General features: G+C 68.5%; 14 protein-coding genes and 1 pseudogene. 5 read left to right on the top strand and 10 right to left on the bottom strand.

What is annotated here, in order from left to right:
• Window positions 1-31: 31 nt before the first annotated feature.
• From meaB to ABD211_RS01765, 3 genes and pseudogenes are all read right to left on the bottom strand, one after another.
• A pseudogene (gene meaB, locus ABD211_RS01775) lies at window positions 32-1,006 on the bottom strand (methylmalonyl Co-A mutase-associated GTPase MeaB); the annotation flags it as partial.
• Complete coding sequence (gene scpA / locus ABD211_RS01770; protein WP_344125448.1) at window positions 1,003-3,225, bottom strand: methylmalonyl-CoA mutase; 2,223 nt, start codon at window positions 3,223-3,225, stop codon at window positions 1,003-1,005. The gene scpA and the pseudogene meaB, both read right to left, overlap by 4 nt.
• Window positions 3,225-5,081, bottom strand: a complete 1,857-nt coding sequence (locus ABD211_RS01765) for a methylmalonyl-CoA mutase subunit beta (protein ID WP_344125445.1) — start codon at window positions 5,079-5,081, stop codon at window positions 3,225-3,227. The genes scpA and ABD211_RS01765 overlap by 1 nt, the downstream gene beginning before the upstream one ends.
• 455 nt (window positions 5,082-5,536) lie before the next feature.
• Here ABD211_RS01765 and ABD211_RS01760 point away from each other — a divergent pair, with 455 nt between their 5' ends.
• The 5 genes from ABD211_RS01760 to ABD211_RS01740 all read left to right on the top strand — a co-directional run bounded on the left by ABD211_RS01760 (window position 5,537) and on the right by ABD211_RS01740 (window position 10,574).
• Window positions 5,537-7,021: a methylmalonyl-CoA carboxytransferase subunit 5S gene (locus ABD211_RS01760; protein ID WP_344125443.1), complete on the top strand. Its 1,485-nt coding sequence runs from the start codon at window positions 5,537-5,539 to the stop codon at window positions 7,019-7,021.
• Between the two features lie 22 nt (window positions 7,022-7,043).
• Window positions 7,044-8,612, top strand: coding sequence for an acyl-CoA carboxylase subunit beta (locus ABD211_RS01755; RefSeq protein WP_344125441.1), 1,569 nt, complete (start codon window positions 7,044-7,046; stop codon window positions 8,610-8,612).
• Window positions 8,613-8,680: 68 nt separating this feature from the next.
• Window positions 8,681-8,953: an OadG family protein gene (locus ABD211_RS01750; protein ID WP_344125439.1), complete on the top strand. Its 273-nt coding sequence runs from the start codon at window positions 8,681-8,683 to the stop codon at window positions 8,951-8,953.
• Between the two features lie 14 nt (window positions 8,954-8,967).
• On the top strand, window positions 8,968-9,345 hold the full coding sequence (locus tag ABD211_RS01745; RefSeq protein WP_344125437.1) for a biotin/lipoyl-containing protein: 378 nt from the start codon (window positions 8,968-8,970) through the stop codon (window positions 9,343-9,345).
• The gene (locus tag ABD211_RS01740; protein ID WP_344125435.1) at window positions 9,342-10,574 is read left to right on the top strand and encodes an acetyl-CoA hydrolase/transferase family protein; all 1,233 of its coding nucleotides are present in this window, start codon (window positions 9,342-9,344) and stop codon (window positions 10,572-10,574) included. The genes ABD211_RS01745 and ABD211_RS01740 overlap by 4 nt, the downstream gene beginning before the upstream one ends.
• Window positions 10,575-10,599: 25 nt before the next feature.
• Here ABD211_RS01740 and aroH read toward each other — a convergent pair whose 3' ends face one another.
• The 7 genes from aroH to ABD211_RS01705 all read right to left on the bottom strand — a co-directional run bounded on the left by aroH (window position 10,600) and on the right by ABD211_RS01705 (window position 18,907).
• A complete protein-coding gene (gene aroH, locus ABD211_RS01735) occupies window positions 10,600-10,962 on the bottom strand; it encodes a chorismate mutase (protein ID WP_344125433.1) in 363 nt (120 codons plus the stop codon).
• 3 nt (window positions 10,963-10,965) lie between these two features.
• The gene (locus ABD211_RS01730) at window positions 10,966-12,240 is read right to left on the bottom strand and encodes an aminotransferase-like domain-containing protein (protein WP_344125431.1); all 1,275 of its coding nucleotides are present in this window, start codon (window positions 12,238-12,240) and stop codon (window positions 10,966-10,968) included.
• A 138-nt stretch (window positions 12,241-12,378) separates the two neighbouring features.
• Window positions 12,379-13,173 (bottom strand): enoyl-CoA-hydratase DpgD, encoded by a 795-nt coding sequence (gene dpgD, locus ABD211_RS01725; RefSeq protein ID WP_344125429.1) that lies wholly within the window; start codon window positions 13,171-13,173, stop codon window positions 12,379-12,381.
• Window positions 13,170-14,483 (bottom strand): (3,5-dihydroxyphenyl)acetyl-CoA 1,2-dioxygenase DpgC, encoded by a 1,314-nt coding sequence (gene dpgC / locus ABD211_RS01720; protein ID WP_344125427.1) that lies wholly within the window; start codon window positions 14,481-14,483, stop codon window positions 13,170-13,172. The genes dpgD and dpgC overlap by 4 nt, the downstream gene beginning before the upstream one ends.
• Complete coding sequence (dpgB, locus tag ABD211_RS01715; RefSeq protein WP_344125425.1) at window positions 14,480-15,121, bottom strand: enoyl-CoA-hydratase DpgB; 642 nt, start codon at window positions 15,119-15,121, stop codon at window positions 14,480-14,482. Before dpgB ends, dpgC begins: the two co-directional genes overlap by 4 nt.
• Window positions 15,122-15,144: 23 nt before the next feature.
• Complete coding sequence (gene dpgA, locus ABD211_RS01710) at window positions 15,145-16,188, bottom strand: 3,5-dihydroxyphenylacetyl-CoA synthase DpgA (RefSeq protein WP_344125423.1); 1,044 nt, start codon at window positions 16,186-16,188, stop codon at window positions 15,145-15,147.
• 247 nt (window positions 16,189-16,435) lie between these two features.
• Window positions 16,436-18,907 carry an AAA family ATPase gene (locus ABD211_RS01705; RefSeq protein ID WP_344125421.1) on the bottom strand — a complete coding sequence of 824 codons (2,472 nt, stop codon included), beginning with the start codon at window positions 18,905-18,907 and terminating at the stop codon, window positions 16,436-16,438.
• Window positions 18,908-19,081 lie beyond the last annotated feature (174 nt).

Below are 19,081 nucleotides of genomic sequence, written 5' to 3'. Positions count from 1 at the left end.
TGCGGGATGTGGTTGTCGAGCGGTGGCGGAAGGCGTCCAGAACCAGCTCGGCCGCCTGGGACGGGGTGATGGCGTCCGTGCGGAGCTTCTGTTCGACCTGTTCGGCGGTGGCGATTACCGCCGGCTCGTCGCGCAGTTCGTCCAACAAGCCGGCCCGCACCATGTCCCACATCCACCGGATCTGTTGGTTACGGCGGCGTTGGGCCAGCTCGCCGGTGGCGGCCAGCGCGTCCTGGTGTTCCACGAGCCGGTCCCATACCTGATCCAGTCCGGTGCCGTCCAGGGCACTGCAGGTCAGGACGGGCGGCAGTCTGCCGGGGTCGGCGCCGTGCAGCAGTCGCAGCGCCCCGGCGAGTTCGCGGGCGGCCATGAGGGCCTCGCGGGCGTGTGGCCCGTCGGCCTTGTTGACGGTGATCACGTCGGCCAGTTCCACCACGCCCTTCTTGATGCCCTGGAGTTGGTCCCCGGTACGGGCCAGGGCCAGCAGCAGGAACGAGTCGACCATCTCGGCGACGGCGGTCTCGGACTGGCCGACACCAGTTGTCTCGATCAGCACGACGTCGTAGCCGGCGGCCTCCACGACGACCATCGCCTCCCGGGTGGCCTTGGCGACCCCGCCCAACGTGCCGACGGTGGGCGACGGGCGCACGAACGCTGCCGGATCGTTGGCCAGCCGGCTCATCCGGGTCTTGTCGCCCAGGATGCTGCCGCCGGTGCGGGTGGAGGACGGGTCCACCGCCAGTACCGCGACTCGGCGCCCCGCCCCGGTGAGCCGCACACCGAGCGCGTCGATGAACGTGGACTTGCCGACGCCGGGCACCCCGGTGATACCGACCCGGCGGGCGCGGCCCGCGTGCGGGGCCAATGCCGCGAGCAGTTGTTGCGCCAGTGCCCGATGGTCGGGACGGGTGGATTCCACCAGGGTGATCGCGCGGCCGACCCACGAGCGGGTACCGGCGAGTACCCCCTCGACGTAGTCATCCAGGTTGATCGGCTTGCGCGTCATGCCGCGACGGACGGATGGCCGAGGCGGGCGGACAGGGTGGCCAGCAGATCCAGCGCGGCGTCGGCGATGACCGTGCCCGGCGGGTAGATCGCGGCTGCGCCCAGGGCGCGCAGCTCCTGGATGTCCTGCGGCGGAATAACGCCACCGACCACGATCATGATGTCGTCGCGGCCGAGCGTCGCCAGTTCGTCGCGCAGCGCCGGCACCAGCGTCAGGTGGCCAGCGGCCAGCGAGCTGACCCCCACGACGTGGACGTCAGCCTCGACGGCCTGCCGGGCGACCTCGGCAGGAGTCTGGAACAGCGGTCCCACGTCGACGTCGAAGCCGAGGTCCGCGTAGGCGGTGGAGACCACCTTTTGGCCTCGGTCGTGTCCGTCCTGCCCCATCTTCGCCACCAGAATGCGGGGCTGGCGCCCCTCGGCCTCGGCGAACCGGGCGACAGCGGCGCGGGCCTGCTCGATGTTGCTCACCTGGCCGGCCTCCTCGTGGTACACCCCGGACAGGGTGCGAATCTGTGCGGCGTGGCGGCCGAACACCCGCTCCAGCGCGCCGGAGATCTCACCGACGGTCGCTTTGGTCCGTGCAGCGGCGACCGCGCACGCCAGCAGGTTCTGTTCAAGACCTGGTGCCCTGGTGCCGTTCATCGCGGCCTCGGCCGCCGTGGTGAGGGCGGCGAGGGCCGCGTCGCACGCCGCCTGGTCCCGCTCGGCACGCAGGCGGCTCAGCTTGTCGATCTGCTGCGCCCGCACCGCCGTGTTGTCGACCTTCAGGATATCGATAGCCTCGTCTGCGTCCAGGCGGTACTTGTTGACCCCGATCACCGGCTGGCGGCCGGAGTCGATACGGGCCTGGGCCCGCGCGGCGGCCGCCTCGATGCGCAGCTTCGGGATGCCCTCGCCGATGGCCTTGGCCATCCCGCCGGCCTGCTCCACTTCCTGGATGCGATCCCAGGCCAGTCGGGCCAGATCATGGGTCAGCCGTTCCACGTAGGCGCTACCACCCCACGGGTCGATCACCCGGGTCGTGCCCGACTCCTGCTGCAACAGCAACTGGGTGTTGCGGGCGATACGGGCGGAGAAGTCGGTTGGCAGCGCCAGCGCCTCGTCCAGGGCGTTGGTGTGCAGCGACTGCGTGTGCCCCTGGGTGGCGGCCATTGCCTCGACGCAGGTCCGGGCCACGTTGTTGTAGACATCCTGCGCGGTCAGCGACCAGCCGGAGGTTTGGCTGTGCGTACGCAGGCTTAACGATTTTGGCGCCTTCGCGCCGGCCTGGCGCAACAGCTTGGCCCACAGCAACCGGGCCGCACGCAACTTGGCAACCTCCATGAAGAAGTTCATGCCGATTGCCCAGAAGAACGACAACCGTGGGGCGAACGCGTCCACGTCCAGGCCCGCCTCGACACCGGCGCGGACGTACTCCACGCCGTCGGCGAGGGTGTAGGCGAGTTCAAGGTCGGCGGTCGCTCCAGCCTCCTGCATGTGGTAGCCGGAAATGGAGATGGAGTTGAACCGGGGCATCCGTTGCGAGGTGAACGCGAAGATGTCGGAGATGATCCGCATCGATGGCTCGGGCGGATAGATGTAGGTGTTACGGACCATGAACTCCTTGAGGATGTCGTTCTGGATGGTCCCGGTCAGCTGTTCCGGCGCCACCCCCTGTTCCTCAGCCGCCACGACGTACAGCGCCAGGACCGGCAGCACCGCACCGTTCATGGTCATCGACACGCTCATCCGGTCCAGCGGGATCCCGTCGAACAGTTGGCGCATGTCGTAGATGGAGTCGATGGCCACCCCGGCCATACCGACATCACCGGCGACCCGGGGATGGTCGGAGTCGTAGCCGCGGTGGGTGGCCAGGTCGAACGCGACCGACAGGCCCTTCTGCCCGGCGGCCAGGTTCCGCCGGTAGAACGCATTGGACTCCTCCGCGGTGGAGAAGCCCGCGTACTGGCGGATCGTCCACGGCTGGGTGGCGTACATCGTCGGGTACGGGCCGCGCAGGAACGGCGGGATACCGGGCAGGGTGTTCAGGAAGTCCAGTCCAGCCAGGTCGGCGGCGGTGTACAGCGGGCGAACGTCGATTCCCTCGGGCGTCGCGAAGACCAGCTTGTCCGGGTCGATGCCGTCGTTCTCGCGTACCGAGGCCGCCCAGCTTTCGTAGCTGGCGCCCGGCGCGACCACCGGCTCCCCCAGCTCGAGCGTTGAGAAGTCGGGAATCATCACGCCACCCCCAGATCCGCCAGCGTCGCGTCGATGACCTCGACGGCGTCGCACCCCAGGTACAGATAGGAATCCACTCCGGCGTACCCGCCGCGCGGGCTGCCGGCCAGCCAGACGCGCTTCGCGCCGGCGGCGGCCAGCGCCGCCGCGACCGGCTCGGCCAGCTCCGCGTACGCCTTGTCCGCGCCGCAGATGCACGCCACCGGGCTCCCGCTCGCGGCGAACGCCGCCGCGATGGCCACCGGATCCGTGCCGATGGGGCCGCGCGCCGCCGCGATACCGCCGGCTGCGAACAAGTTGGCCGCGAACGTCGCCCGGGCGGTGTGCGCGGCCACCGGGCCGAGCGTAGCCAGGAACACCGCTGGGGCGACGCCGGTGGCCGCGGCATGTGCGTCGGCCCGGTCCCGGCGCGCCTCGAACACTTCCGCCAGGTGGTGCCGGGGCAGGCCTCCCGATGGCGGTGGCGCCGTCGAAGCACGGGCCGGCACCCGCTCGCCCAGATTCGGGAACTCGCTCACCCCGGTGATCGGATCCCGCCGGTGGGCCAGATTGTCCACCCGTCGTTGCCAGGTGTCGGCCAGCTGCTCCGCGACCAGCGCTGAGCTGAGTGCGGCGGCGAGACCACCGGCGCGTTCGATCTGTGTGAACTGCGTCCACGCCGCTCGCGCGAGGTCCTCGGTCAGCCGCTCGACGTACCAGCTGCCGCCGGCCGGATCGATGACCCGCCCCAGGTGGGACTCCTCCATCAGCAGCGCATGGGTGTTGCGGGCGACCCGGCGGGAGAACTCGTCCGGCAGGCCGAGCCGGGCGTCGAACGGCTGCACCGTTACCGCGTCGGCACCACCCACCACCGCCGCCAGACACGCCACCGTGGTGCGCAACATGTTCACCCACGGATCCCGGGCCGTCATCATCACCGAGGAGGTGACCGCATGCTGCCGCTGCGCTCCGGCCTCCACCGCACCACAGGCATCGGCCACCCGCGCCCACAACCGCCGGGCGGCTCGTAGCTTCGCGATCGTCAGGAACTGATCGGCCGTCGCCGCGTACCGGAACTCCAACTGGCCCAGCGCAGCCGGGACGCTCAACCCGGCTGCGTGCAGGGCACGCAGGTACGCCACCCCGGCGGCCAGCGCCAGGCCCAGTTCCTGCGTGTCGCTGCCGCCGGCGTCGTGGTACACCGTGGCATCCACCGTGATCGCCCGCAGCCTCGGATATGCGGCAAAGCACCGGTTGGCCAACCCGACCGCCGACTCCACGTCCGCCGGCGAGCCGGTGCGGGCCTGCCAGCCCAGCGGATCCGCACCGAGATTTCCGCGCACCTTGCCCGGTGACACCTGCCGCTCGCTGATCACGCCGAGGAATGCCCGGGCTGCCTCGAACGTGGCGGCGCCGGCATCCAGGACCACCCCGGCCAGGTCGAGATCCACCCCGTCCAGCACCTCGGTCAGCTTCGCCGCGTCAAGGCCGCCGGTCCCGACGTCGATCCACAGCGAGCTGACTCCGCCACCGAGATCGGCCAGAATGGCCTGTCTCATGGCAGCCGGATCGGGGCCGGTGTGACGCTGCCGTACATCCCACCCGCCGCGGACCGCACCATCGGCACGTCCGCCCCGGGTGAACGGCGCCGTACCCGGCACGCCGGTCGCCGGCAGTTCATCGGCTACGTATAACGCCGGTATCCGCACGCCGTCGTAGGTGACGACCGACAACAGCTCGTCAACGGCCTGCGGGGGGGTCTCCTCGGAAGCGACGCCGGACTTACGCAGCACCGCCAACGTCAATTCGCGCCACTGGTCCAGCGAGGTCGGCGCAAACTCGCCGGCCAGGTTCAGCGTCTCCGACGATGTGCTCATGATTTGACGCTAGGCCAAGCGGCCGTCCGGCGATATAGAACCCCCCGGTGACGTGAGTTACCAGACTATTAGCGCTCCCTCTTTTGCTGACAAAGCGAATTTCAGCGGTTACTTCCGGCGAGGCTTTGGTCCTGACCGGACAGGCCTTTCGTCCCGAGGTGCACGGACTATTTTCACTATTGGATCCGGCCATATTGGCTGACGAATCCAGCGTTAGCTACGGTACCCCCAGCTCAAGCTGGACGCGGTTCTCGCGGACATCTGCAGGACTTTCGCCAGGGGTCCTAGAACGCCCGGCCAAAAGCCCCTACTTGTGGGAGCGATGAAGTGCTCCACTGATGTCGAAGATTGAGCTCATCTGAGTGCGCGCGGTACTAACGTGATGGCTGATTAGAGATTCCGGCGGTCACTCGGCACCGTTGCGGCCACCTCAACCGCACGATGCGGAGGCAGACGTGGGACGCGCGATAGATGTGACGGAGCTGGTTCTCCGTGATGGTCACCAGAGCTTACTCGCGACCAGGATGGCCCTCGAGGATATGACCGGGGCTTGTGCCGACATCGACGCCGCCGGGTATTGGAGCGTGGAGTGCTGGGGGGGTGCCACCTACGACGCCTGTATCAGGTTCCTCAACGAGGACCCGTGGCACCGGCTGCGCACCTTCCGCGAACTGCTGCCCAACTCGCGGCTGCAGATGCTGCTGCGTGGCCAGAACCTGCTCGGGTACCGGCACTACGAGGACACCGTGGTCAACCGGTTCGTGGAGCGGGCTGCGGCCAACGGCATGGACGTGTTCCGGATCTTCGACGCGCTCAACGATCTCCGCAACATCGAGACCGCGCTGCGTGCGGTGCGGCGCACGGGCAAGCACGCCCAGGGCACGGTCTGCTACACGATCTCGCCGGTACACACCATCGAGCACTTCGTCGACCTCGCTGAGCAACTCGTGGAGATGGGCGCCGACTCGATCTGCGTAAAGGACATGGCCGCCCTGCTCAAGCCGCAGCCAGCCTACGACCTCGTCCGCGGCATCAAGCAACGGTGCGGTGAAGACGTGCGGGTCCACGTCCATGTCCACGCCACGACCGGAGTCACGCTGGTCAGCCTGATGCGGGCGATCGAGGCGGGCGCCGACGCGGTGGACACCTCGATCAGCTCCCTGAGCCTGGGCCCGGGGCACAACCCCACCGAGTCGCTCGTGGAGATGCTCGAGGGCACCGGGTTCTCCACGCGGCTGGACAAGGCCCGGCTTCTTGCGATCAAGGAGCACTTCGCCACAGTGCGACCGCGGTACGCGGAGTTCGAGAGCAACTTCATCGGGGCCGAGGCGGAGATCTTCGACAGCCAGATCCCGGGCGGCATGCTCTCCAACATGGAGAGCCAGCTCAAGCAGCAGGACGCGGCCGCGCGGATCAAGGAGGTCATGGAGGAGGTGCCCCGGGTACGCCGGGACGCCGGGTACCCGCCCCTGGTCACGCCATCCAGCCAGATTGTCGGTACGCAAGCGGTCTTCAACGTGCTCATGGGTCGGTACAAGGTCCTGTCCGGCGAGTTCGCCGATCTGATGCTGGGCTACTACGGCGCCGCGCTGGCCGAGCGGGACCCGGAGGTAATCGCGATCGCGACCCAGCACGCCAAGAAGGAACCGATCACGTGCCGCCCCGCGGACCTGCTCTCCGCCGAATGGGACAACCTCCTCAGCAGCACAAACGCGCTGGAGGGCAGCGATGGGACGGACGAGGACGTCCTCACCTACGCGATGTTCCCCCAGGTCGCGCCGAAGTTCTTCAGCACCCGCCCGGACGGGCCCAAGAACCTCACCCGACAGACGCCGGCACCGGTACCAGCGGTTATCGGGCCAGAACCGGTGCAGACGCCGGTCTCGTACGACGTCACATTCAACGGCCGAACCCACAAGATCACCGTAAAACCCGGATGAGACGAGCCGTAGAGGAGTCCCAGTGACAACGCAAGCGACAACGGCCCCGCAGAGGATGGACGCGTTGCTCGACTCGTTGCGCAGCACCCGCGACCGGCTCGCGGCCGGCGGTGGGCAGCAACGTATCGATAAACAGCACGAGCAGGGCAAGCTCACCGCTCGGGAACGTATCGACCTGGTCACCGACGAAGGCAGCTTCGAGGAGTTCGGCATCTTCGCCCAGCACCGCGGCGAGCACTTTGGCATGCGGGGCCGCGAGGTGCCGGCCGACGGGGTGGTCACCGGCGCCGCTACGGTCGGCGGGAGGCTGGTTCATCTCGCCAGCCAGGACTTCACCGTCATGGGCGGCGCCGCCGGCGAGGTGCACTCGCTGAAGGTCGCCGAGGTGATGGAGCGTTCACTCAAGACCGGCTCGCCATTCGTGTTCATCAACGACTCCGGTGGCGCCCGGGTGCAGGAGGGCATCGACGCGCTGTCCGGGTACGGCAAGGTGTTCCACGGCAACGTGATGCTCTCAGGCGTCGTACCACAGGTGTCGATCATCTGCGGTCCTTGTGCGGGCGGCGCGGCGTACTCGCCTGCCCTCACGGATTTCATCATCCAGACCCGCAAGGCGCAGATGTTCATCACCGGGCCGCAGGTGATCAAGCAGGTGACCGGCGAGCAGATTACCGCCGAGCAGCTCGGCGGCGCGGACGCGCACATGATCCACTCAGGCGTCGCGCACTTCATCGCCGAGAATGACGAGGAGGCGCTGGATCTGTGCCGGCGGTTGCTCAGCCTGCTCCCCTCCAACAACCTGGAGGACCCCCCGGAAGTGCCGAGCGACGGCAACGTGGAGCCGGACCCAACCCTGGCAGACATCGTGCCGGTCGACAGCAAGCAGGCCTACGACGTACGCGACGTGATCTTGCGGGTGGTGGACTCCGCGGACTTCCTCGAGGTACAGGCGGCATATGCCACCAACATCGTGGTGGGCTTCGCCCGCGTGCTGGGCCGCTCGGTCGGTGTGGTCGCCAACCAGCCGGCGGTACTGTCCGGCGTGCTGGACATCAATGCGAGCGACAAGGCCAGCCGGTTCATCCGGTTCTGCAACGCCTTCAACATCCCGCTGGTGACGTTTGTGGACTGCCCCGGATTCCTGCCCGGAGTGGACCAGGAGTACGGCGGGATCATCAGACACGGCGCCAAGATGCTGTTCGCCTACTCGGCGACGACCGTTCCCAAGATCCAGATCATCCTCCGCAAGAGCTACGGCGGCGCGCACCTGGCCATGGGCTCCAAGGATCTCGCCGCCGACCGCGTCTTCGCGTGGCCCACGGCGGAGATCGCGGTCATGGGCGCCGAGGGCGCGGTGGAGATCGTCTTCCGCAAGGAGATAGCGGAGGCCGCCAGCCCGACGCGACGCGCGGAGCTGATCGAGCAGTACCGCTCGACCTTCTGCTCCCCCTACGTCGCCGCGGGGCACCGGCAGGTCGACGACATCATCGAACCCGAGTTCACCCGGCAACGACTGGCCCAAGCCCTGGAGTACCTGCGCAGCAAGCGGGACCTGCGCCCGCCGAAGAAGCATGGGCTGATCCCGCTGTGAGCGCCGAAGCCGACGGGAGTCGCGAGGAGAGGGAGTTCGCCGCAGCGGTACATGCACTGCGGGAGGAGATGGCCCGGCTCGCTGACCGGGTTGCCGCGCTGGAGAGCGCCGCGGCGGCGACGTCCCCGGGCACCACCCAGACAGCAGCACAGGTCGCGGCGCCGGAGCCCGTGGCCGAGCTGAGCGAAGAGCTGATCCTCGTGATCAGCGCCGCGCTCGCGGCCTACCTCGGCAAGAAGCCGTACATCCGCCAGATCCGGCTGGTCAGCACCCCCACCTGGACCCACCAGGGCCGTATCACGATCCAGGGATCCCACCTGCTCGCCACTCACCATCGGTAGGGACTCATATGAGATTGAACATCACGATCGACGACCAGACCTACGAGGTGGACGTCGAGGTCTCGGAGCCGGAACCGGTACGGCCGGTAACGCTCGTCGCCGGTCAGGCGCGGATGCCGGCGGTAGCCGCGTCCGCGCCGCCCGGCCGCGGCGCGGACATGGAGACCGTCGCCGACGAAAGCAAGGTGTGCCGCAGCCCGGTCAACGGCCTGGTGACCCAGGTGGTGACCCATCCCGACCAGGTGGTGCAGATCGACGACGTGCTGCTGGTACTCGAAGCCATGAAGATGGAAACCAAGATCACGGCACCGGTCGCCGCGACCGTGGCAAAGGTCAATGTGACGGTAGGCGACGCCGTGCGCGCCGGCCAAGTCCTCGTGGAATTCGCATGAAAACGGTCTCTCTAGAATCGCTCGGCCGCGTGCTGTCCGCTCTGCCCTCGGCGCCCCGCGTGGTGGCCAGCGGCAACTTCGCGACTCCAGCCACCCTGCTCGCTACGTTGGACACGGCCGTGCCCGAGTACCAACTGTTCGTGCTCAACCCACAACGCGGATTGCCGGACCGGGAGGGCGTCACGTACGAGACCGCCTTCGTCGGCCCGGGCATGCGCAACAGTCCACGCCTGCGCTACTACCCGTGCCGCCTGTCCCGGGTGCCTCACCTGTTCCAGGAGGTGCTGCACCCTGACGTGGTCCTCCTCCACACGACAGTGCCTGACGACGGGACGCTCAGCCTCGGCTTGGAGGTCAACATACTTCCGGCTGCCGTGGAGGCGGCGCGGGCGCGCGGTGGCCTGGTGATCGCCCAGGTCAACCGGGCGATGCCAACGACGTTCGGCGACGCGACCATGCCATTGGACGCGGTGGACTACATCGTCGAGGTGGACGAGCCGATGGCGTACCACCACCCGATTCCACTGGACGACGTGTCCCAGGCCATCGGCGCGCGGATCGCTGCGCTCGTACCCGACGGCGCCACCCTGCAACTCGGCATCGGTGGTATCCCCGACGCCACCCTCGCCGCGCTGCTGCAACACCGCTCCCTCATGGTGTGGTCGGAGATGTTCAGCGACGGCGTCCTGGCGCTGGAACGGGCCGGCTGCATCGACCGCGACGTCCCTATCACCGCCTCGTTCATCTTCGGCAGCCAGGAACTGTACGACTGGGTGGACAACAACAAGCGCATCCAGATGCTGCGCTCGGAGAAGACCAACGCGCCGGGCATCATCGCTGAGCACCCGAACGTGTTCTCGGTCAACTCCGCACTCGAAGTGGACCTGTTCGCGCAGGCCAACGCGAGCCGGGTGCGGGGACAGATCTACTCCGGCTTCGGCGGTCAGACCGACTTCATCGTAGGTGCGCTGCACTCGCCCGGCGGGCAGGCGATCATGGCGTTGCGCTCCTGGCAGCCCAAGGCGAACGTCTCCACAGTCGTGCCCGTACTGACCGGACCGGTGACGTCGTTCCAGCACAGCTACATCGTCACTGAGCAGGGCGCCGCGGCGATCTGGGGCTACGACCAGGCGACGCAGGCACAGCACATCATCGACCACGCCGCGCACCCGTCGGTACGCGACGAGCTGCGCGACGCGGCGAATGCCATGGGCCTCGGCCCAACCTGAGCGCACCGGCGACGCGAATGCGCGGTCACTGGGCGACGTCGCGGCGCAGCGTGACCGCACCGCGCAGGTAGACGTGGCGGATCTCGCTCCGCTTCCGGTCGGTCTCCACGTGGGCCATCAACCGGACGACCCGGGGCAGCGCGCCCGGCACGTTGATCTCGCTGGCGCACAGCAGGGGGACCTCTTCGAAGCCGACCTTGCGCGCCGCGACCGCGGGAAACTCGGCGGTCAGGTCGGGCGTGGTGGTGAACACCACGCTGATGACCTCGTCCACCGTCAACCCGTTGCGGCTCATCACCTCGGCGATGAGTTCGCTGGTGGCCTCCAGGATGAGCTCCGGCTCATCGGCGTCCACCTGCGTCGCGCCCCTGATCGCTAGTACCGCCAACGGTTACTCACCTGGTTTCTGATCATGGGTCTGGGCCTCGATGAAGCTGGTCAGCCGGGCGACCCCGTCCTCGATCTCCGTCGGTGTGAGGTAGCTGACGGACAGCCGGAGGCCGCGCCGACCCCCGCCGGACGGGTAGAAGTAGGACATCGGTGTCCAGATCACGCCGAAGTCCTGCGCGGACCGGGTCAGCGCAGCGCTGTCGGTGTCGAACGATACCTGCATGGTCAGGAAGAAGCCGCCGGCAGGAACGTTCCACCGCACGCCCAGCGCGGCCCGGCGCGCGGGCGGCAGGTGCGTGTCCAGTTGCCGCAGTGTGGCCTGCATCGCGTCGCCGTAGTAGCTCGCGGCCTTGGCGTTCATCTCCGACAGGCGGCCGTCGGCGGCGATCAGCATGCCGGCGACGACGGCCTGGCTCAGCGAGGAGGTGTTGACCGTGATCATGCTCTTGATCTTGGCCAGTTCGTCCGCGAGCAGGCTGGTCCGGCCCTCGTCGTCCGTCACCTGCTGGTCGGCGATCACGAAGCCGACCCGGGCACCGGGGAAGGCCGTCTTCGAGAACGAGCCCAGGTGCACCACCACCCCGTCGCGGTCGAGCGACTTCAGCGTCGGCAACGGCGGCCCGGGACTGACCAGCCGGTACGGGCTGTCCTCCAGGATCAGGATGCCGTGGTGCGCGGCCAGTTCCAGCAGTTCGGTACGGGCGGCCAGGTCAATCGTCGTGCCGGACGGGTTGGAGTGGTCCGGGATCACGTAGAAGGCCCGGGGCGTGCGGCCCCTGGCCCGCTCGGCGGCGATGGCCGCTTCCAGCTCGGCACAGCACAGCCCACCCTCGCCCTCCTCCACCGGCGTCACCGGGATCTCCAGCAGCCGGGCCGCTCCGGTGATGCCCACGTAGCACGGGCTGGACGCGAGCAGGACATCGTCAGGACCTGCGAAGAGCGCCCGCAGGACGAGCACCATCGCCTCCTGCGCGCCGACCGTGACCACGATGGACGCGGCCGGCACATCGATGTTCTCGTCCACCCGCAGCGAATCGGCGAGGATTTCGCGGATCTGCCCCGCGGTCGGGCCGTACTGGTACATGGCGGTGCGGATCTGCTCCGGCGAGGCACCCTGGTCGATCAGGTGGTCCAGGTACCGCCGGATGTGTACGAAGATCTCTTCGCTGTCGAAGAAGCCGTCGTAGGGCCGGCCCGGCGCGAACGAGATCGCCTCCGGGTAGCGCAGGGTGATCTCGTTGAGAAAGTTCATCGTGTCGAGCACCGGGTCCGACACACTGGCATGCAGATTGGCTTTTCGCAGGCGTCGCGATGCCATGAAGTCCCCCGGCGATATCGACAATGGACGTTACGTACTGTTCAGAATGTCAGGACCATCCGTACCGGACAACGACGTCCAACCAACCAGGGCCGTTCAGCGCCCCGTCCAGACCGGCGGGCGCTTCTCCACGAACGCCCGGACGCCCTCGACCGCGTCGCTGCTGCCCCGCCGCCGCTCCTCCCACCGGTACGTGGCGGTGAACGCCTCGTCCAGCGGCAGATCGGCGGAGCGCAGCGCCGCCTCCTTGATCGCCGATACCGACAGCGGCGCGCTCTCCAGCAGGCTGTCCGTCCAGTCCCGGACGCATTGGTCCAGTTCGTCGGGTGGGACGACCTCGTTGACCAGCCCGAACCAGAGCGCGGTCGCCGCGTCCATCCAGCGCCCGGTCAACAGGTACCCCATCGCGATCTTCTGCGGGAGTTGCCGGAACAGCCGGAAAGCACCGCCGGCACCGGGCACCAGACCCAGCCGTACCTCCGGCAGGGCGAAGACGGCGCGGTCGGAGGCCACGATCAGATCGCACGCGAGCGCCAGTTCGAAGCCACCCCCGAACGCGTACCCGTCGACTCTCGCGATGATCGGTTTACACATATCGAACCGTTGGGTGAGCCGTGGCCAGCCGGGCTGGTCCGCGCTGCCGAAGGTGGACGCCTCGACGCCCGCGGCGTCCAGCCGGGACCGTTCCTTGAGGTCCTGTCCGACGGAGAAGGCCCGGTCGCCCGCACCGGTCAGCACGACCACCCGCATGTCGTCGTCGCGCTCCACGTCGTCCCAGATCTCCCCCAGCTCCGCATGCGTCTGCAGGTCCATGGCGTTGAGCACCTCGGGCCGGTTGAGCGTGACGTACGCGACGTGGTCCTTCTTGGCGTACCGCACGTGTTCGGTCATTCCGAGCGTCCGCTGAACCGGTCCACTTTATCGATGACGTCCTCGCCGTAGATGCGCAGCGCCTGCTGGACCGTGAACTCCCCGACGTAGGCGCGGAAGTCGGCCAGCGACTCCTCGGCGAAGTTCACCATCCGACGGTTGGCCACCACGGCCGCGCCGTCGAGCCGGGTCAGTGCCCGCTCCACCGCGTCGTCCATCGCCGCGGGCTCGACCACCTCGTCCACCAGCAGGTGGGCCTCGGGATCGGTGGCCAGGATCCGACGCCCCTGCAGAATGACCTGCCGGGACAGCCGGGCGCCCGCGATCCGGGTGAACCGCAGGTTCGCCACCCCCGGGATGATGCCCTCCCGCGCCGCGGGCAGGCTGAAGTAGGCGTCCGAGGCCGCGATCACATGATCAAAAAGCAGAGCCAGTTGGGTACCGCCGCCAATCGCGAACGTGTCGATCGCGCCCACCCACGGCTTGTCCAGGTACGGCGCGTGCCACTGCTCGGGTTCCCGGGGACACAGCCCGCGCCGGATCTTGTGCAGGTACCCGAGCTCGCGGCGGAGCAGGAAGCCCACCAGCGGGATCTCACCCGCGCTCAGCTTCTTCAGGTTGATACCGGCGCTGAACACCCGCCGGCCCTGGTACCGCGGATGGGTCATCTCCCCGCCCCGGATCAACCCGACCCGTACCGCCGGGTCGAGCAGGGCCAGGTCGACGGCGGTCTCCATGTCGTCGACCTGGCGCTCGTCCTCGGCGTTGAGACAGTCCTGCCGGCACATGGTCAGCCGGGCCACGCCGTCGCGCCGCTCCAGCCGGACCGCCTCCATCTCGATGAGGCCGGTGCGCTGGAAGTCGGGGAGCAGCAGCAGGGCCCGCGTGGTGGGCCGGAGCATGGCGGTCAGCAGGTGCGGGCCGGCCAGGTCGCAGCGCAGCACGCCACGCAGGAAGATGCCCTGGTCGATCTCACGCCCTTCCTTGTCGGCCTGCGCCCGCGACCGCTCCACGGCGAGCTGCCCGGCGGTCGGGACCAGACCCGGGAAGGCGCCGGCGGCGGCCTCGACGAGCTCGTCAAGGCGCAGGTCACGGGTCCGGCCACCGGTGAGTTCGTCGTACACCTCGGTGGCGTGGGTGGCCATGAAGTCCACCCGGTGGGCCCGTACCTCGTTGTGTGCGGCGGCGGCCCGGTCCCGCTGCTCGAGCGAGCGCAAACCCGGCACCGGCAGGGCGCCGAGGAGATCCTCGACGCGCTGCGCGGCCCGGGCCAGACTCTCCCGCGCGGTGGACAGGTCAGCGCCCGCTCGACTCAGGACGCTCGCGGTCACGACGTGGTGACCCGTCGCAGCGCCCGGTCGCAGGCCGCCAGGTGGGCGCCCAACGCGTCCTCGAAGGCGGTCCGGGACGCGTCGAAGATGAGTTGGCGGCGGATCGCCAGTTCCTTACCGGCGATACCGCTGGCCCGTTCGGCCAGTGCGGCAAGCGCCGGCGCCGGGTCGGCGGCCACCTCGTCGATCAGGCCCAGCTGCCGGGCCTCGGTCGCGTCGATGGGCACGCCCAGCAGGGCCGCCTGCCGGATCCGGTCCGGGCCGACCTGCCGGGCCAGCCGGTACAGGGACATGCCGGGCCAGGTGGCTTCCTGGTCGACGCTGACGATCAGCCGGGTGTCCGGGGTGGCGATCCGGAAGTCGGTGGCCAGCATGACGTCGGCCGCGGGGCCACCGCAGTCGCCCGAGGCCACCGCCACGGTGGGCACGTTGAGCCGTTCCAACCGGCGCAGGACACGTTCCCACTTGGACACGATGTCGACGCTGAGCCCACGGGTCCACCCGTCGGCCGGTACGCCACCGACACCGATGACGACCAGGCCGGGCAGGTCGCCGTCCTCGGCCCGGTCGCACAGCGTGCGCACGTTCTCGATCAGTGCGGCGGACAGCGGCGTACCGCCGTCGATCCGTACCGCCACGTCGTCCTTGAATCCCGCCGCGCTCACCATTGGACCAACGCCGTTTCGATCGTGGAGCCGGGTCCCATCGTCATAAGGGCACCGAAATCTCCGGGTCGGGCCACCTGCTCGTCGAGGAGGCGCTCGTAGGAGAAGAGGAAAGAACCGCTGGACACGTTGCCGTACTCGTTGAGCACGCCGACGGTGTGCCGGACGTCATGCCGGCTCAGGCCGAGGTTCACCACGACCGCGTCGATGACCTTCTTGCCGCCGGAGTGCACCAACCAGTGGGCGATGTCGCTGCGCCGCAGGCCGGTGCCGGCCAGCAGGTCGTTGACGACCCGTTCAGCGTCCGCGCCGACCACGTACGGAATCTGCGGATCGAGAAAGAAGCTGAACCGGCCCAGCGACCGGTCCCAGTCGTACCGCATGGCCTCGATGGCGTCGGTGATCAGGTAACTGGCGAACTTCAGGATGCGCGGGCCGGTGGGGGCATCGGCGCCCGCCTCGGGGGTGAGCAACGCGAGGGCGGCGGCACCGTCACCGAACAGGCTGTTGACCACGGCGGTACGCATGGTGCCGTCCATGGCGTACGCGGCGGAGCAGGCCTCGGTGCACAGCACCACGCCGAGCTCCCCCGGGTGGGCGGCGGACCAGCCCGCCACCACGTTCAGCGCGTTGAGCCCCGCGTTGCAGCCCATGCCGACGATGTCGCTGCGGCTGCAGCGCGGGTCGATGCCCAGTTCGCGGATGAGCAGTGCGCTGAGGCCCGGGGTGAGGAACCCGGTCGAGGTCACACAGCAGAGGTGGCGGAGGTCGGACAACGCCGCGCCGGCGCGCTTGAGGCAGTTCTGAAGTGCCTGCGCGCCCATCTCGATGGCGAGCTTCTTGTGCTTGGCCAGCAGATCGCCCTGCGGCTCCGCGACGCGCTGGCCCTGGTCGTCGGCGGGCGGGAGGGTCAGATGGCGCCGCTGGATCGCGCTGTTCAGATAGACCGAACGGACCTTCGGATCGGTCACACCCATGAGACCGAGCAGCTCCGGCTGGGTTATCGGGGTGCCTGACGTGGCGGTTCCCACACCGATCATTCGCGGATTCGCCGACATGCGCGACAGGACAGCAGCATTTTTCTGAACATCAATGGTGCCGGTGGTCATCGGTAGGTCCATCCCCAGCTGCGTGGCTTGCTGCGCAGCAGCACCTTGACTTTCTGACTGGTCATTTCCGCGTACCTTTCTCCGGTTGCCTCCACTGGCCTTCGGAACGGTAATTCGGCACGTTCGCACACGTCAATGACGTGTCCAACCAGGCAGAGCACTACGATTGGACAGCGCGCTAGAGGCCGCGGGTAAATCCGATCGGCAACTCGGAACGCCGCCGGACTTTGAGCTTGCGGTAGATTTTCGTCAAATGTTGTTCCACAGTGCTGACCGTGATCGACAGCTTTTCGGCAATCTCGCGATTGGTGTATCCGGCGGCCGCGAGTGCCCCGACCCGGCGTTCCGCGTCCGTGAGCTTTGATATCCGGGCCGCCGCGATCTCCGGTCCCGACGACAGGTGTCGGCCGCCGTCGCGAGGTTCCGGAATCCGGCCGCAGTCGTCGTGGGCCGGTTCTCCAGCGTCCGGCTCGTGGTGCCAGTCGGCCATGCTCGGCGCCTCCAGCCGCCACTTGGCCATCAGGTCCCGCCGGGACTCCAGGTGCGTCAGCGCGGTCTCCATGTTGCCCGCGGCCAGGTGGTAGCGACCCAACGCCTGCAGGTACGGCAGTGCGATCGGGGTGTCGAACATCGCCGGCGGTACCGGCACACTGAGGTACGACATCGCGGCCGGGAAGTCACCGAGGTCGGTCGCCGCGCGGACCGCCAGCGACAGTGGGATGCCTACCGTGATGCCCCAGGCCGGCGGCGCGACGAGGTCCAGTGCGGTCCGTACGCACGCCGCGGCCTGCTGCGGCTCGCCTTGCCGGAGGACCGCCACCGACTTGATCGTCTCAAGGAGCGCCCGCCGCATCGGGACCCGGACGATCCACGGCTCGTCGAGCAGGCGCTCACACCACCGCAACGCCTCGTCCACCCGGCCCGCCTGCACGAGTTCGACCAGGGCGAACAACGCGGGCGTGATCGGGCGGCCGGCACCGATCGGATGCAGTACCGCTTCCAGAGCCTGTACGTCGGTGCCGTTGAGCGTGAGTCCGGCCACCGACAGCAGGAGGTTGAGCGCGGCCATCGGACCTGACCAGGTGGGCGGCGCACCGACCGGAACCTCGGCCCGATCGGTCAGCTCATGCGCCGCCGCCTGCCCCGGGCAGCACAGGGAGAACCACAGCCGGGTCATGGTGGCGTCGGGCGAGGACACCGCCGGGGACCCGTCGGCGTGCGCCCGGCCCTCGTTCGCCTCGGCCGCCTTCAAAAGCTCCTCGACCTGGTCGAACTCGCCCCACCAGAGCAGGTGCTGGACCGGGACCATGGCGTCGCGTCCGGTCAGCAGGCCGGCCCGTACGTCTTCGCTGAGACCGGGCAGTTGGCGGGCGGCCTTGCGCGGATCGAGTTCCCACTGGGCGTCCACCAGCGCCGCGGTGATCTGCGCCTTCTGACCGGTGACCGTGGCGATGCTGAGGGCGCATCGCAGGTTGAGGATTGCCTCGGGGATCCGGCCGGCGGCCACCGCGTCCTGGGCCGCCTCGCGCAGGATCGGCACCCACCACGAGGCCTTGCCCAGACCGCGGGCGGCCACGAGTTGGCTGGCCACCGCCGCCGCCGGCGCGCCACTCTCGTGCAGCATCTCGGCGGCACGCCGGTGCACCTGCGGCAGGTCGTCCTGGTTGACATCGCCGAGGACCACCAGCCGGCTCTCCTCGCTGCGGAACCGCAGGCCGGTGAGCAGACCCATGGCAACCAGGTGGTTGATGGCCTGCCGGGTCGACGCGGTGTCCAGGTTGAGAAACTCCGAGATCAGCAACGAGGTGGTGGACTCACCGAGGATGGCGATCGCCACGGCCACCAGGGACACCTCGGGCTCGGACCGACGCAGACAGCGCAGCACGGCCGACCGGAAAGAGGCGCCCGGTTCGGGTACCTGCGAGACCGCGCCATCGGACCGGTAGTCCTCGATGAGCGCGTGCAGCAACAGGGGGTTGCCACCGGTGATGTCCATAACGGACGCGCTGAGACGCTCGGCCGCCGATGTGCCGAGCTGCCCGGTCAGCACCTCGACGATGCCGGTCGGCGCCAGCGGCCCGAGCCTGATCTGGTGGCAGAACGGCAGGTGCAGCGTCTCGGCGTGCAGCGTGCTGAGCTCGCGCTGGTGGCCCGAGCTCTCGGTGAGTATGACCATGATCCGGTGTCGACGGATGCGGCGGATCAGGTAACTGAGCAAGCGGGCCGACTGCGGGTCGGCGTAGTGCACATCGTCCACGCCGATGACCAGTGGGGTGGTGTCGGCGAAGTCGCACACCACCCGGCAGATCCGCTGGAGCAGGTCGATGGACGGGCTGCGGAACGCGTCGGGGGAACCGCCGTCCGCCGAGGTCTCGGCGTCCGTGAACGGATTCTCCGCGCCCGCCTCGCGCATCGCCCTGACCAACTGTTCAGCCAACGCGAACGGATGCGCCCGCTCGCTGGCGGCGGCCGTCACCAGGATGGACACGGCCCCCTGGCTGGTCGCGCGTTCGGCGAAGGCCTGCAGGAGGGCGGTCTTGCCACACCCGACCGGTGCGCTCGCGATAACGACGGTGCCGCGACCGTTGCGCCAGGCGTCATATAGATGTCCAATGACCCGGTACTCGTCGTCTTGGCCGCTGAGCCTCACAGACGCCCCCGAACCTGGTTCAGGCTCCCCGCTTTGCATGTGTCCCACTGGCGCGGCTGGTGAGCCGACAACTTATCGACTTTTTGATTCTAACGGAATCAGTTCATTGATGTGTGCCTAATATTCGACTACAAGAAAACAGACATCGATTTTGCTGGGCAACCGACACCGGCG

Origin of the sequence: Luedemannella flava, from assembly GCF_039528515.1 — a bacterium.
GTDB lineage: Bacteria > Actinomycetota > Actinomycetes > Mycobacteriales > Micromonosporaceae > Luedemannella > Luedemannella flava.
Note: the sequence above shows the minus strand (reverse complement) of the source record. Positions and strands in the feature narration are given on the sequence as shown.